Below are 15,004 nucleotides of genomic sequence, written 5' to 3'. Positions count from 1 at the left end.
GGATGCTTAGCCTTTATAAATTGAGACTTCCAGTCCCGAATATAATCGCTCGGGACTTTTGCTTACTATTTGATCTCCAGATTTTAATCCTGAAATAATCTCAACCTTATCTTGCTCTTGTAACCCTGTTTTGACGGCTACAAGTTCAATTTTTTTATCCACGACCTTATAAACATGAGTTGTACCTTTTTTGAGAAATAAAGCTTGCGTAGGAATAACTAAGGCCTCTGTTTTTTTGTTCACAACCAATTGGGTGGATACGCTGGCTCCTACTAAGCAATGAGTGCATTGGATATCAACATCCGCTGGGCACATATGGGTTTCATCATCAATCATTTTTTGTACATGACTTAAATGATACCGTGTTCCTAATATATAAATTGGCTGGTTTTCATCGATTGAATGAATATTCGTACAGGGAATATCAATTTCAACGCTTAACGAATCCGGATCATAGATGGTAACTACCGCCGCGCCGTCAGTTACCTGTGCCCCTTCTTTAATTTTAAATGCACCAATAACGCCATCGAATGGAGCATAAAAACGCATATTTTTTAATTCAATTTTGGTCTTTGCTTTTTCTTTTTGCGAATCAATCCAGATTCTCTTTTTCTCCTCTACTTCTCGTGCACTAACAAATCCTGTTTGTTGTAAATTTTTAAGCCGTTGATATTGAGTGTTTTCCAATCGTTCTGTTTCTTTAGAGAGTTGATAGCTTCTTTCAATATCTGGATTAGTTATTTTGGCAATTAAGTCACCTTTTTGGACTATTTGTCCTGAGTTCATGAGGATATCAAGCACTCCCGATCCTTTGGCAATAAGAACTGCAGCATGCTTAGGGCGTATTATGCCAATAAGCTTTATCTTTTTTTCAATTGTTGACGGAGAAACCGTCACGGTCTCCACTATTTTAAGTGATGAGGCTGGAGCTTTGGCCGTATGATAATAGAGTTTTAAGTAGACACCCAAAGCAATAAGAAGAATGCTTGATAATCCAATAATCTTCAATTTAGAAACGAGAATACCCCAGATATTGGCAACGATTAGCTGGGGCTTCACGAAAGGCTCCTGGGTTGAGAAGCGGGTTGCAGATGCGCGATTTCAATGATGGCCTTCCTCCATAAAGGGTCGACATTCATACTAGGCAGGTTAATTAATTCTTCACCACCAAGCGTTGTCCATTGTTGTTTGAGCCGCATTCCTATTTCTTCGAGTGTTTCCAAACAGTCGGCTACAAAAGAAGGACAAACAACAATCAATTTTTTAATTCCTCGAGCAATCAATTCAGCTAGGATCTGATCCGTATAAGGTTTTACCCAGGGTGTTTTGCCCAGTCTTGATTGGAACGCAGTACTGTAGCTATTCGAAGATAAGCCCAATTCCTGGGCCAATAAACGACTGTTTTCATAACATTGTGCTCTATAACAACCTTGAGTTTCATCTCTTAAAGGAGGGCAGGATTCAATACAAATAGTCTTACAGCTGCTTTTAGTAATTTGGCGCTCAGGAATTCCATGGTAGCTAAAAAGAACATGGGAATCTTCTTCAAGAGACGCTTTAATAATTTGGGCTTGTGCTTTTAAGTACGCTGGATGTTGAAAAAAATCACGGATGATATGAATGGATGGAATAAGCTCCCAACTGCTCATGATACGCATCGCTTCCGCAATGGATGAGCCGCTAGCTGCGGAAGAATATTGCGGGTATAAAGGCAGAATAGTAATGGATTCGCAATGTTTTAACTTATTCAAAGCACTCTCAATAGAGGGTTCTCCATAACGCATGCCAAGAGCAATGAGGTGTTCGGCTCCCACTTCTTTTTGCAATTGGTTAACTAAGTTTTGGCTATGAAATAGTAAAGGCGAACCTTGTTCAGTCCATATGGATTGATAGGCATGGGCAGAGCGTCTGGAACGAAAAGGTAAAATAAATGCATAAACGAGCACATAGCGAAGTAAAACAGGGAGATCGATGACGCGTTTATCAGTAAGAAATTCGCGTAAATAGCTCCCGACAGATAAAGTATCTGCACTCTTAGGGGTGCCAAGATTTATGAGTAATAAACCATGCTTCATTGCCAATTCTTAACCTTAAAGAGGATAAGGTCATCATACATGAAGACAGTTTTTAATTCAGTATTTGTGAACAATTATCTCGTTTTCTTGGCTAATGGACGCAGCACCACATGATACTGCGTTAACTTAATTAAGCCATTTCAGTATTAGCATTTTCACTAAGTACTATTACATTAGCTGCATGCAAACCTTTATCCCCTTGTTCTACATCGTAATTGACTGTTTGCCCGGGAACTAATGTTTTGTAGCCTGTGCCATGAATCGACGAGAAATGAACAAAAATATCGTCGCCGCCATTTTCTGGAATAATAAACCCCCAACCTTTGGCGTTATTAAACCATTTAACTTCACCTTTAGCCATATTTCCTCCTGTTCTAGAGTCCCATTGCTTAAGACTCTATTGTTTCTCAATCGCTTTGACTTTTGGAGTCAGTTGAGCAATTGCATTCATCCATAAATGACAAGTGAACCTATTTTTTAATAGGTTGTTTTAACATAACGTAAAATAGACATACTACTCAATAGTATTTTTTATAAAAAATATAATTGTGTTAATAATTCCTTAAGTTCTTTATGCTAATTTATTAGTTATGGTGTCATAGAAGGAATTCAGATGAGTCAATACAGTACTTCGAAAATGTTAGGAAAACTGGGTGCCGGACAAAGCAATACCCGTACTGAAGCTAACTCGCAGGAGACAGAGGAAGTTGCACAAGAATTTGCTGTGCCTCAATTAACGCCCTCTGCAAAAAAACCATCTGAGGAATTAGAAATGAAACACGTCCTAAACAACATCTTAGGGGCGTCATTTACCAAAGGACATTCCCCAATGGATAAAAAATAATATAAAAGTGTCATCCGTATTAAAATCGTCATCCGTACTTATAGTTCCTCTTCTTTACTGGAGAGGGCTTTTTTTTAATGTTAAGCCATCATCTATAGTATTCATTAAATAGACGAATTGTAGTAAAAATATTATATATTTTACAAATTACCAAGGTGATAAAGACTTTGTTTAGGTATATACTTTTCAAAAGAGGTGATTATTTTTGAGGCTTGAAATATGGCTGGATTTGCTGAAACTGCACATTGGAGAGATTCTGCGCGAAGTGCCCGATTTTTTATAGTTGATGCTCGAGCAGCTTTCCCTATTTTTTTATTTTTAATGCACATTAGGATTTGGACAGGGGTTTTGGTTTTAATCTCTGCAGTGTTTTTTGGCATTATTGAGCATTACGGTTTTACAGTTCCTGTTTTTTTAAGGTGGATAAGAAGCGTTTTGGCCGGCTCCCTTAAATCTTCAAAACCGTGGTGGCGATAATATGGAACGAGATATTAGTAAATGCATGTCAGTTATTGCAGCCAGTTTAAATGCAAAATTTTATCTTAACGATCGATTTGTGAGTTATGATGAGGTTTTTGTAGATACAGGGTTATTACCCGCTATTGCAAAACGGGCGGATCAATTGTGCTCCCTATGTCTTGGTTATGGATTAGGAGCGACATTTGATGAGGCCGAAGGTGCTTTGTTAGGACTCCGAGTGATTTTTGATGAGGTAACACCGAATGTTTTACGTTTGTTGTGTATGACCGACGTATTAAATGAGTTAATTCAAGGGGGGCCCAGTCGTGATTATACCCCTTTGGATGAGTTGATGTACGACTAGGTGCTCTTTTAAAAATAAATTGTAAAGAAATCGAAAGCACTGATGATTTAGAATACATTGGCGATATTTTTTGGTACACTAAATCTATTAAAGATTTTTATGTTTTAGGGGTGATGCGATGGGATTTTTGAAAAGAGAGAGTTTTTTTGCTCACGGAGAACACGGACCAAGCGATGAGCCAGCTGCTACAGTTGCTGCTAAAGAAATCTCTAACATAAAAGATACTGTTCTAAAAATGAGAGCAGTGGCTTTAGCAACAGGTAAAGATGGCTTGGATTTTCTTGAAGCAGCAATAAATAATTTAAATGCCGTAAACAATGTAATAACTCAAGGTCCTGAAGCGTTGCAAGCGCTACAATCCAAAGAAGAGAAACAACAAACACAAGTTGCAAACCCACTTTTCCATGAAGCGAAGCAACAACTTCAAGAATCTAAGCAACAAGAGACAGCCAAAGAAGTTGAAAATGAAAGTGGATCTCGCTTAGGAATGAGTTAATAGTAACTTCAAATAAATTTTAATCTTTTTTTTGTACGATTCACAAAGAGGTTACATGCCTCTTTGTGAGTTTATCTTTTTTATATAATCGAAATTACTGTTATACTCCTTAATATTGCATTGTTTTATGCAGTGTGTTTCATTCTTATAAGGTTATATTTGATTTTTATGAAAAAAGAAACGTTTACCGAAGAGCATAATGACGCGATTCTTAAAGCATTGGATTATGCGATTCAAAATGGGCCTTGGGATAAGTCAAATTTTCTGAGGTCAATTGGTAATCGCTTAGTTGGAATTCGCGATAATTTTGCTAAGAAAATTAATGCGCGTAGCCAAGCGCAACTTCGCTCTGATGCTCATTTAGCAAATCGCCTTGCTTTACGAAGCGGTCAGCAGGAAGTTTTTGTTTCTTTATACTCATCGGATGGTTCTAATCTTTCATCCTGGGAAAGGATAATTGCCAACTTGCCGCGTCAAATGATTTCTCGTCCAATCTACACTAATGAAGAACAAGTAGTCGCCATAATTAAATCAAAAGAGAATAAGCAGAACGAGGCGTATGTTGCGATTTACATTAATAAAACTGATATTATTTCTCTTGCTCCTGATAAAATCTTATATGATAGATTAGGTAGTCCATTGCTCACGTTAAAAGATAGATCTTTAGACGTAGAAAATATTACTCGTTTTGTTCATCTAACGGGTGTTTATAAATATTCACGTGGTCGTTTGATTAAAGAACAGTGATCCTGTTTTAACATGGTATAAAAGCATAGATATACTTGCGGATCTCTCGCAAAATTATCATAGAGCAGTATATACTTAAAGCAAACAATTATTTTGAAGTATCATTAATGGCACAACAACCGCAACAACAAGGTCAAGATAGTGGCATGGGTCCAATATGGGTCATGGTACTGTTGTTTATTACTGTGTTTCTGATATGGAAAATGGGACATCAGTATATTGTGATGGTTGTTTTTCAAATTAATATTTGGCAAGCAAAACTAGTTAATCTTTTTGTTCATAGTGAGCAACTAGCAAGCTTGATTCAAATCATGCAAACTATTGATCCCAATGCAGTGAATTGGGAACAACTCGTAGATACTACACGTGCTGTGGGCGACTTCATGCGTTATCCTGTAGTTCTTGTATTACTTGTTTTGGCAGTTCTTTTGTATCAGTCCAATATTACTCTTAAGTTTCGCAAAATTTATGATATGAAAAAATTACGTGAGCAAGAGCAATTTAACTGGCCTGCAATTATGCCTATTGTTAAAGAAGATTTAGTCGAGCAAGATATAAATAAAGGTCCTTGGGCCATGGCTCTAACACCCATGGAATTTGCGCGCAAATACAATTTGTTAAAAAAAGAAGATGTATTATTAGACAATCCTGTACCTGGCCAGGAGATGACCGCAGGGATTCGAAGAGGGGATGCGAAACGAGTTTTTACCCTACAATTAGGCCCGTATTGGGATGGTTTTGAACATTGTTCACCACAAGCTTACGCGTTAGCTGCTGTTTTCCTTGCTCGTATTAATCGAGATAGAGATGCTGCAAATAATATTTTAACAACTTTAGATAGAACTTATGTTGCAGGAAAACTTGACTATTCTGTTGCTAGACCCACAATAGAAAAATATAAAAACACAGAAATTATACAGGAAGTTGTTACAAAACACGCCTATACTTTAAGTGTAATGGCTTCATTACTAGAAAAAGCCCGGGATGATGGGGTTGTTCCGAGCTCGGAATTTTTATGGTTAAGACCGGTTGATAGACGTTTATGGTATATGCTCAATTGTGTTGGTAGACAAACACCTTTTTCAGAAGTTGCAGGCCCGTACGCTCACTGGAAAGCTGAGAAAGAAATGGGCCGGCGTTCTTTGGTACCAATGATAGATGAGGCGATTAAAGCTTTGGAAATAGCCATAAAAGAAGTTAAGTTAACACCCCGACAAATGCAGGAGTTAGAGCCATGATGCGTGGTATCGAATCACGTCATGAGTTAGATCCCACCCTTTTACTTAGGGATACGCGGACTTTGACGCAGAGATTAGCGGATTTTTTCGCTGATCCAACTAATATCTCGATTATACTTTTTACTCTAGCAGCGATGTCTTATTATTTTTCCGAGGCCGCAACTTTCTTAATGCTTGTAGGTGCTGGAAGTTTTCTTTACAGTTATACTCGGAAACAAAAATTACCATTCCGACTTCCTCTAATTTCTAGAGTAAAAGATTTCAACGATATGAAGCCAGGTGTTAACAAGCCTAATATGGCTCGTGGCATCGCTTTTTTTGGTAACGATCGAAAAACAGGCCATGAATTATGGTTTGCTAATGATGATATGCGTACCCATGCATTAATCTTCGGTTCAACCGGTAGCGGTAAAACAGAATGTTTGGTTTCTCTTGCTTTTAATGCTTTAGTCCAAGGCAGTGGTTTCATTTATGTGGACGGCAAAGGGGATAACTCACTTTATGCAAAAGTTTTTTCCATGGTCCGGAGCATGGGGCGTGAAGACGATTTGCTTCTAATCAACTTTATGACTGGGGCCCGCGACATTATTGGTCCTCAAGAACGAAGACTGTCTAATACATTTAATCCTTTTTCTCAAGGTTCTTCCAGTATGTTAACCCAACTTGTAGTAAGTTTAATGGGTGACTCAAAAGGAGGCGGAGATGGAGACATGTGGAAGGGTCGTGCGATTGCCTTCGTAGAAGCTTTGATGCGGCTTCTAGTCTATATGCGTGATGAAGGTGCCATACTCTTGGATGCGGATACTATCCGTAACTATTTTGATTTAAACCGGTTAGAAGTCATCGTTGTTGATAAAATCTTCCCACGTGATAATCAAGAAAGTGTGAATATCGAACAAATACCAAAACTGGTTACCGACCCTTTACGTAACTATTTAGGAACCTTGCCAGGTTACAATAAAGAGAAAAAAGGAAAGCAAGTATCCCAGGTTTTGGAACAACATGGTTTTATTACCATGCAGTTGGTTAGAGCGTTTTCATCATTGGCGGATACGTATGGACATATTGTTCGTACGAACTTGGCTGAGGTAGATTTCAAGGACGTGGTATTAAATCGTAGGATTCTGGTTGTATTATTGCCCGCTTTAGAAAAATCTCCAGATGAGTTGTCTAACCTTGGAAAGATTATTGTTTCTTCATTAAAAGCAATGATGGCTGCAGGTTTAGGAGAAGACGTTGAAGGGGATTATCGAGATGTGATCTTGAGAAAGCCCACGAATGCACCTACACCTTATATGTGCATTTTGGATGAGTATGGGTATTATGCAGTTCAGGGCTTTGCAGTTGTCCCTGCACAAGCGCGTTCTCTGGGATTCTCTGCAATTTTCGCAGGGCAAGATTTACCTGCATTCCAAAAGGCGTCTAAAGAAGAAGCTGCATCAATCGGTGCAAACACGAACATCAAAATATGTATGAAATTAGAAGATCCAACAGAAACATGGGATTTCTTCACCAAAACAGCAGGGGAAGCCTATGTGACTAAAGTGGATTCGTTCCAGGCTAAAGATACCAGCATAGCAAATACCTATATGGACAGTAAAAGTTCTTCTTTTGAAAAGAGAGCACGTGTAGATCTTTTGGATTTAAAAGAACAAACAGAAGGTGAGGCACATATATTCTTCAAGTCAAAAATTGTTCGTGCCCGTATGTTTTATGCGAATCCAAAACCTGTGAAGAAATTGAAACTAAATCAATTTTTGAAAGTTGAAGCGCCACCCGACGACTATTTAATGAAGTTACAAAAACAATTGACTTCTTTTCAGGCTATATTGGAAAGCGGGGATTTATCAATTAACAAAACTGCAGAAAGTGAAGAAATTACGCTTATTTCTAAGTTGTTACGAGAATCTCCCATAGAAGAGCCAATAGAGCGAGGTGTCTCTGCTTTGATTGCATTTCATGGTCATAATGAACCTGAGCCTGTCGAAGATCTAATTGAAGAAGAAGTCGAAGGTGCATTAACAATATTTAGCCCACTACGAGTAAACGAAGGTGCGCCTCCGATATTGGTTAGTGATAAAGCTGCATTCTCTGAGTCTTTACTGCCCATTAATGAAACACGTAACCAGATGATGAATATTGAGCGTTTGGCTGGAGCTAAAGATAAATATGCAGGCACAGTAGCAAATGAATTGATTAAGGATTTCCAATTGGCTACCAGCTATCCGCCTGAGGAGAGAGATTTCATTGCTCCAGATGAGTTAACCGATCTGGTTAGATCATTATCAGAAAAAATTGCTACGGAACGTGAAAAAGCAGCGAAAAAAAGTGAAGAAGAGTAAACTATTTCTGCAATATTTAGATTTGACTGCTTTGTTAAATCCTAGGGCCTTCGCAAGCAAGCTAGCCATTTGATACATGGCTAGAAGACCTTCAGTCTTATGATTACAAAACCCTATTTCATAAATATTTAGTATTCTAAGGCTATTTACCGTTTGAAAAAAAATGAAGCTATCGGCTCTGTTTTTATTCAAAAAAATGTAAAGCAATAAATAAATTTTTAAAAAAATAGCTATTTTATTCAATTCATTGTAACGTAATGATTTGCATCCTTTTCTTAAAGATGGAACACAACAGAACTACAGTCAGAATCATTTTGAAATGGTCATTTTGAAATATGAGGATAGTGAGTGAGATCAGTACGTATTAATCTAATTCAGGCTGTTGGATTGGTTGTCTTATTGACGTTGACCGCCTGCAAAGGTGACTATTGGGCACTGGATAAAGAGGAGCCTAAATATCCATGTAAGGTCCTTGGTGCCTGTGATGCTACCATCATGAAACTCGCTAAAAAATTAAATAAAAGAGGGGTAAAAGTAATTACAATTGGTCAGGATTATATGATCAGTATTCCTGCTAATTATTTGTTTGAACCCGAAACACCGCGTTTAAAATGGAAGTCCTACCCATTACTCAATGAAATTGCTGTATTCCTGAAACAGTTTCGAAAAATTGCAATTAATGTGGCGAGTTACAGTAACAAATATGTCTCTCCACAAAGAGAACACGCGTTGACTTTAGCTCGATCGCGAGTTGTTAGTGAATACCTTTGGTCTCAGGGGGTAGATAGCCGTTTTATCTTTACACAAGGTTTGGGTAGTGATAAACCTATTATTGGGTTTACTAAGGGTGGTGATAATTCAATTAATGCAAGGGTAGAGATAACATTTAGACGAGCTGTGGCATAGGGGAAAAAATGAGTCGTAACACTTGGGAATTGATAAAAAATAGTAAAAATTTCTATGTTCTCTCCTTTAGACGTGGATTAATTACTTTAATTATCTCTTCAATAGTGAATTGCATTTTTGGAGTTTTGATCGCTTACCTTCATTTAACAGAACCTGAGCGGGATTATTATGCAACGAGTGGAATAGCTCCCCCTATTCAGTTGCAACCTCTTTTGGCTCCGAATTATACACCTAATGCGTTACTTCCTCCTGATCCACCAGCGGAGAGTGAGGATAAATTGATACCACAATAAGTATAAATAGAGGATATTATGGCTGAAGATGCCTTGACAGTTGTCGCACTAAGAAACAAATTTTATAAAGACAGCCAGCGTAAAGTAATGCTTGCATTGTTAATAGCTCTTATTGTCAATATAGTTCTAGCTTCATTATTGGTATATATGATTACTCATCCGCCAGCGCCCAAGTATTTTGCGACGAGTATAAATGGTCGTATAACACCACTTTTTCCTTTAAATGAACCAAACCAATCCGATTCTGCAGTATTACAATGGGCAAACCAAGCTGCTATTGCAGCATTTACTTATAATTTCGTGAATTATAGAGATGAACTACAGGCTTCATCTGGGTTTTTTACACCTGAAGGTTGGGATCAATTTTTAAGCGCTTTACAACAATCAAATAATCTGGATGCAGTTAAAGCTAAAAAGCTGATTGTTTCGGCTGTCGCAACCCGCGCTCCCATTATCTTACAAAAAGGTGTATTAAATGGCAGTTTTTCTTGGCGAGTACAAATGCCAATATTAGTAACCTATCAGAGTGCCAGTGAGTTTACGCAACAGAATAATGTAGTTACTATGCTGATTACACGTGTATCTACTTTGAATTCCCCTAGAGGAATAGGTATATCGCAATTTGTTGTAGGACCTGCCGCGGGTGGAGTGTCTTAATGAAAAAGCTGAACTGGTTTTTAAAGTTTTGTTTGCTTTCCGGAATAGCTTATGGGGTTCCTGGTTCTTCTTATGCGCAGGATCAGTCTGATAGTGCGCAACAGGCATTACAACAGTTGCGTTTATTGCAGCAGCGTTTAGCACAAAATCAGCCCGCAGCACAAAATCAGCTAGCAGGGCAGAACCCTCCTGCAGGACCAAATCAGCCTCTTGGCCAAAATCCAGCTTCAGCACCAAGCCCAGAAGCAAATATTCCTATTCCTCTAGCGAATAATATTTATAAACCCCCGGCACCCACTGCTCCACCCCCTCCTAACAATAATTCTAATGCTCCAGAGGTCATCACTCGCAATGATGAGGAGATTATTGATAATAAAGCCTATAAGGATATGACAAAAAGCCTTTATCCCTTGAATACAGGACAAATTGTTCATTTAAAACAATTAAATGAGACTATGGAGTATGCAAAAGCTTCACCGGTAGGTACACCACCAAAACCTACCGCAACTTCTCAATTTGTGAATTTATCTCCAGGCTCTACCCCACCTGTCATTCGTTTGGCGCAAGGATTTGTTTCTTCCTTAGTTTTTCTTGATTCATCAGGAGCCCCATGGCCAATTGCTGCTTATGATTTAGGGGACCCAAACTCATTTAATATTCAATGGGATAAAACAAGCAATACAATAATGATTCAAGCACTAAAATTATACAATTATGGTAATTTGGCCGTCCGTTTGAGAGGTTTGAATACTCCGGTGATGTTGACCCTTATACCGGGTCAAAAAGCTGTTGATTACCGAGTTGATTTGCGTGTGCAAGGTTATGGACCAAATGCTAAAAGCATGCCCCTAGAAACAGGGATTCCGCCCTCAGCAAGTGAATTGCTTCTTCATGTTTTAGATGGTGTACCACCTCCTGGAAGTAAACGATTAAGTATCACCGGAGGAGATGCGCGGGCTTGGTTAGCTAACGACAGAATGTATGTTAGAACAAATCTTACTATATTGTCGCCGGGCTGGTTAGCAAGTATGACCAGCGCAGATGGGACGCATGCTTATGAAATGCAAAAATCTCCGGTGTTATTAGTTTCCTGGCATGGGAAGGTCATGCAGCTCAAGGTAGAAGGGTTATAAATGGCTGGCAGAAAAGAAAATATAAAATCGCTTTTTTCAAACACGCGTACGCGAGTGATTATCATTTTTACAGTGGCATTATTATTAATTGCTGTGGTGATAGGCTATATAAAATTAAGATCTATAAATAGCGGTCCTTCAGCGGTTGCTACTCTTGGGAGTACACCAGGAGCTATCCAGTCAATCCCGGGTGTTCTCAATCCAACGGCTCAATATGCTAAATTACAGGAAGAGCAGAATTTAAATCAGGCCCAAAAAGCGGAGCAAACTGGGGGAAGTGCAATTCCTACAATTATCCGTACCCAAGCTTTGGGTGAGGGAGTTGGCGTTATCGGTTCTCAAGGAGGGCAAAGTGGCGTAGGGTTTGCTACCTTAGCTCGAGAGAATGAAGAGGGATCTCAAAAAAGTCTGTGGCTGCAGGCACTTCAAAACGGGGGGTGTTCAAAGAAGGTGGTTAATCAGGTGGTTAGCCAAGGAGCCCAATTATCCGATCTGAAAGAGGCGTGTAGTTGTGCCCAATTAAAAGATAATGGTTATTCACTAAAGGATTTGAATCAAGTTTGCCCCTGTAAAGAGCTAAAGGCTGCAGGATACAATGCAAGACAGCTCAAAGATGCAGGATATAATGCAGAACGCTTAAGAGACTGTGGTTTTAATGCTTGCGAATTACGTAATGCGGGTTTTACTGCACGAGAACTTAAAGATGCTGGTTTTTCTGATGATGAATTAAAAGGGGCTGGTTACTCTCCAGAAGAAATCGCCAATGCAAGTGGTCTACCACCAGGGATGACTGCTGCGGACGTATTAAAAGCAGGTTGTAGTGTTGATGCATTGACTAAATTACGTAAAGCTGGAGTGACCGCCTCAGCAATTCGACGCATCAGTGGATGTAGCGCAGCGCAATTAAAAGCTGCTGGATTTACCGCTAAAGAGTTGCGAGATGCCGGATTTAGTGCGGCCGATCTAAAACGAGCTGGTTTTACTCCGGAAGAATTGAAGGCTGCAGGATATAGTGCGAGGGATTTATTAAATGCTGGGTTTACGCCAGATGATCTTGCTAAGGCGGGCTATTCTGCGGCTGATATAAGGGCGGCCCAGGGTGAATTGCCGCCAGGTATTACTTCTGATGATGTAAAAAAAGCAGGCTGTGATGTTGATGCCTTAAAAAGGGAAAAAGCTGCGGGAGTGAGCGCCGCCCTTATTAGACAATATGCTGGTTGTAGTGCTCAAGCATTAAAAGCTGCAGGTTTTACTGATTCAGATTTAGCAAATGCGGGTTTTACCCCACAACAAATCAGTAGTGCAATTCCGTTGACCGATGCGCAAATCAAAGCTGCGGGTTGTAATCCAGATAATCTGAAGAAACTATTCGCCGCCGGTGTTTCTGCCAAACAAATTAAAGAATTAAATGGCTGTAGTGCCGAAGCATTAAAAAATGCTGGGTATGGTGCTAAATCCTTACTTGATGCGGGATATACACCGGCGCAACTTCTTGCGGCGGGATTTACCCCCAAAGATTTACAAAATGCAGGATTGAGTCCTGCAGATATCATCGCAGCTGGCCGTGTTGCAGATTGCAGTGTGGAATCACTGAAAAAAGCAAGAGCAGCAGGGGTTAGTGCCCTAACTATTAAAAAAACCCTGGGATGTTCCGCCAAAGCATTAAAAGATGCGGGTTATACTGCAAAAGAACTTAAAGATGCCGGTTTTACAGCAGCTGAACTAAAGAATGCGGGTTTTAGTGCTAAAGACCTAAAAGATGCGGGTTTTAGCGCTAAAGAATTAAAGGATGCGGGTTTTAGTGCGAAAGAATTGAAGGATGCAGGTTTTAGCGCTAAAGAATTAAAAGATGCCGGTTTTAGTGCTAAGGATTTGAAGGATGCCGGATTTACAGCCGCACAGTTAAAAGCAGCTGGTTTTAATGCGAAAGAATTAAAAGATGCAGGATTTAGTGCAGCGGATTTAAAAAATGCTGGTTTTACCGCTGAAGAATTAAAAAATGCAGGATTTTCTGCAGGAGATTTATTAAGTGCCGGATTTACACCTGATCAACTAGCGAAAGCAGGCTATTCTGCTGGAGAAATAAATGCAGCAGGAGCAACCTTACCTCCAGGGGTTACCCCGGATAGTATAAAAAATGCAGGTTGTAGTGTTGAGCAGTTAAAAAAGGAGCGAGCTGCAGGAGTCAGTGCTGCATCAATAAAACAATATGCTGGATGTACTGCCGCACAATTAAGAGCAGCTGGTTTTACTGCCCAAGAACTAAAAGATGCAGGGTTTAGTGCCAAAGATTTGAAGGATGCGGGATTTTCCGCTGCCGAATTAAGAGCCGCAGGTTTTAGCGCTAAAGATCTGAAAGATGCAGGATTTTCAGCTGCAGAACTACGAGCAGCAGGTTTTAGTGCGAAAGATCTGAAAGACGCTGGGTTCACAGCTGCACAATTAGCGGCAGCGGGTTATAGCGCTAAAGATTTAGCGAATGCAGGATTTACCTCTGATGATTTAAAGAATGCTGGGTACAGCCCTTCTGAGTTAATGAATGCTTTTCAAGTGGCTGGCTTGGGTGCTCCAAATGTCCAACAAGGTACATTTAATGTTGGCGGAGTTCCAACCTTAGGACAAGGGGGGCCCGAAGGAACTATAACGCCCGGATCTGCCGCGAGTAATCAACAATTGCAAGACATTATTGACAGACAAAATCAGCAATTGGCCGAACAAAAATATCAACAAAAAATTCAACAAAAAAGTTCTGATATGCTAACAGCGGCGAATCAATTAATCTCAGAATGGAAAAACGTGCCTACGCAGACTTATACTTCAGGAAACGAAGATAAAGCAGTTGCTGCAGCTGCAGGAATTGGTCCTAGTACCGGAGCAACTGTTACTCAGACCACGACTACCACATCAACTACTGAAGTAAATATGATTAAAACAGGTGATGTTTTGTTCGCTGTAATCGATACTTCAGTTAATAGTGATGAGCCAGGGCCGATTTTAGCCACAATAGTTGCAGGTAGGCTTAAAGGAACCAAACTAATTGGTAGCTTTAATTTACCTTCCAACGCCGACAAAATGGTCATTACATTTAATTCCATGTCAATTCCTGGCGCCCCAAAAACGATTTCGATCTCAGCTTATGCAATTGATCCAAATACAGCAAGAACGGCTCTTTCAAGTAAAACAAACCATCACTTTTTATTAAGATACGGCTCCTTGTTTGCTTCCTCATTTTTAGAGGGCTTTGGTAATGCATTCCAGTCTGCTAATACTACAGTTACCATAGGTGGTACAGGTGGTGGTAATAACGTAACCATTGCCAATGGTGTAGGTCGTTCTACTTTAGAAAATGCGGTGATTGGTTTAGCTACCGTGGGTAAAACTTGGGGGCAGCAAGCTCAAGTATTATTTAACACACCTACAACTGTTGAGGTTTTTGCAGGAACTCCTGTT

General features: G+C 39.6%; 14 protein-coding genes and 3 pseudogenes. 13 read left to right on the top strand and 4 right to left on the bottom strand.

Going from position 1 to position 15,004, the window contains the following annotated elements; all coding sequences use genetic code 11:
- Positions 1-6: 6 nt before the first annotated feature.
- From HBNCFIEN_RS13340 to HBNCFIEN_RS13330, 3 genes are all read right to left on the bottom strand, one after another.
- Positions 7-1,059, bottom strand: coding sequence for an efflux RND transporter periplasmic adaptor subunit (locus tag HBNCFIEN_RS13340; protein WP_182391560.1), 1,053 nt, complete (start codon positions 1,057-1,059; stop codon positions 7-9).
- Entirely contained in the window at positions 1,056-2,075 is a 1,020-nt protein-coding gene (gene hemH, locus HBNCFIEN_RS13335; protein WP_182391559.1) for a ferrochelatase, read from the bottom strand. Before hemH ends, HBNCFIEN_RS13340 begins: the two co-directional genes overlap by 4 nt.
- 130 nt (positions 2,076-2,205) lie before the next feature.
- On the bottom strand, positions 2,206-2,436 hold the full coding sequence (locus HBNCFIEN_RS13330; protein WP_182391558.1) for a cold-shock protein: 231 nt from the start codon (positions 2,434-2,436) through the stop codon (positions 2,206-2,208).
- A gap of 252 nt (positions 2,437-2,688) precedes the next feature.
- On the opposite strand from HBNCFIEN_RS13330, the gene HBNCFIEN_RS13325 reads away from it, so the two are divergent.
- From HBNCFIEN_RS13325 to dotG (HBNCFIEN_RS17880), 12 genes and pseudogenes are all read left to right on the top strand, one after another.
- Positions 2,689-2,919, top strand: coding sequence for a hypothetical protein (locus tag HBNCFIEN_RS13325; RefSeq protein WP_182391557.1), 231 nt, complete (start codon positions 2,689-2,691; stop codon positions 2,917-2,919).
- A gap of 219 nt (positions 2,920-3,138) precedes the next feature.
- A complete protein-coding gene (gene icmT, locus HBNCFIEN_RS17615) occupies positions 3,139-3,396 on the top strand; it encodes an IcmT/TraK family protein (RefSeq protein WP_220470997.1) in 258 nt (85 codons plus the stop codon).
- 1 nt (position 3,397) lies between these two features.
- Positions 3,398-3,742 carry a type IV secretion IcmS family protein gene (locus HBNCFIEN_RS13320; protein ID WP_182391556.1) on the top strand — a complete coding sequence of 115 codons (345 nt, stop codon included), beginning with the start codon at positions 3,398-3,400 and terminating at the stop codon, positions 3,740-3,742.
- 118 nt (positions 3,743-3,860) lie between these two features.
- Positions 3,861-4,238, top strand: coding sequence for a hypothetical protein (locus HBNCFIEN_RS13315; RefSeq protein ID WP_182391555.1), 378 nt, complete (start codon positions 3,861-3,863; stop codon positions 4,236-4,238).
- Positions 4,239-4,406: 168 nt separating this feature from the next.
- Positions 4,407-4,985, top strand: coding sequence for a Dot/Icm secretion system protein IcmQ (gene icmQ, locus HBNCFIEN_RS13310; protein WP_182391554.1), 579 nt, complete (start codon positions 4,407-4,409; stop codon positions 4,983-4,985).
- A 107-nt stretch (positions 4,986-5,092) separates the two neighbouring features.
- Positions 5,093-6,223 carry a type IVB secretion system coupling complex protein DotM/IcmP gene (gene icmP / locus HBNCFIEN_RS13305; RefSeq protein WP_182391553.1) on the top strand — a complete coding sequence of 377 codons (1,131 nt, stop codon included), beginning with the start codon at positions 5,093-5,095 and terminating at the stop codon, positions 6,221-6,223.
- Positions 6,220-8,565: a TraM recognition domain-containing protein gene (locus HBNCFIEN_RS13300; RefSeq protein ID WP_182391552.1), complete on the top strand. Its 2,346-nt coding sequence runs from the start codon at positions 6,220-6,222 to the stop codon at positions 8,563-8,565. Before icmP ends, HBNCFIEN_RS13300 begins: the two co-directional genes overlap by 4 nt.
- Before the next feature lie 348 nt (positions 8,566-8,913).
- On the top strand, positions 8,914-9,471 hold the full coding sequence (gene icmN, locus HBNCFIEN_RS13295; RefSeq protein ID WP_182391551.1) for a type IVB secretion system protein IcmN/DotK: 558 nt from the start codon (positions 8,914-8,916) through the stop codon (positions 9,469-9,471).
- Between the two features lie 8 nt (positions 9,472-9,479).
- On the top strand, positions 9,480-9,764 hold the full coding sequence (gene icmM, locus HBNCFIEN_RS13290) for a type IVB secretion system protein IcmM/DotJ (RefSeq protein WP_182391550.1): 285 nt from the start codon (positions 9,480-9,482) through the stop codon (positions 9,762-9,764).
- An 18-nt stretch (positions 9,765-9,782) separates the two neighbouring features.
- Entirely contained in the window at positions 9,783-10,421 is a 639-nt protein-coding gene (locus tag HBNCFIEN_RS13285; protein WP_058466659.1) for a type IVB secretion system apparatus protein IcmL/DotI, read from the top strand.
- The gene (locus HBNCFIEN_RS13280; protein WP_182391549.1) at positions 10,421-11,554 is read left to right on the top strand and encodes a DotH/IcmK family type IV secretion protein; all 1,134 of its coding nucleotides are present in this window, start codon (positions 10,421-10,423) and stop codon (positions 11,552-11,554) included. Before HBNCFIEN_RS13285 ends, HBNCFIEN_RS13280 begins: the two co-directional genes overlap by 1 nt.
- A pseudogene (gene dotG, locus HBNCFIEN_RS17880) lies at positions 11,555-13,408 on the top strand (type IVB secretion system protein DotG/IcmE); the annotation flags it as partial.
- On the opposite strand, the pseudogene HBNCFIEN_RS17875 reads toward dotG (HBNCFIEN_RS17880), so the two are convergent.
- Positions 13,369-13,461: pseudogene (locus HBNCFIEN_RS17875) on the bottom strand (hypothetical protein); the annotation flags it as partial. The pseudogenes dotG (HBNCFIEN_RS17880) and HBNCFIEN_RS17875 sit on opposite strands and share 40 nt — an antisense overlap.
- Between HBNCFIEN_RS17875 and dotG (HBNCFIEN_RS17870) the strand changes: the two are divergent.
- Positions 13,427-14,971 (top strand): annotated as a pseudogene (gene dotG, locus HBNCFIEN_RS17870) (type IVB secretion system protein DotG/IcmE); the annotation flags it as partial. The pseudogenes HBNCFIEN_RS17875 and dotG (HBNCFIEN_RS17870) overlap by 35 nt on opposite strands.
- Positions 14,972-15,004: the final 33 nt, after the last annotated feature.

Origin of the sequence: Legionella sp. PC997 (genome assembly GCF_014109825.1) — a bacterium.
In the GTDB taxonomy this organism is placed as follows: domain Bacteria; phylum Pseudomonadota; class Gammaproteobacteria; order Legionellales; family Legionellaceae; genus Legionella.
This window is presented reverse-complemented; position numbering and strand designations above follow the sequence as displayed.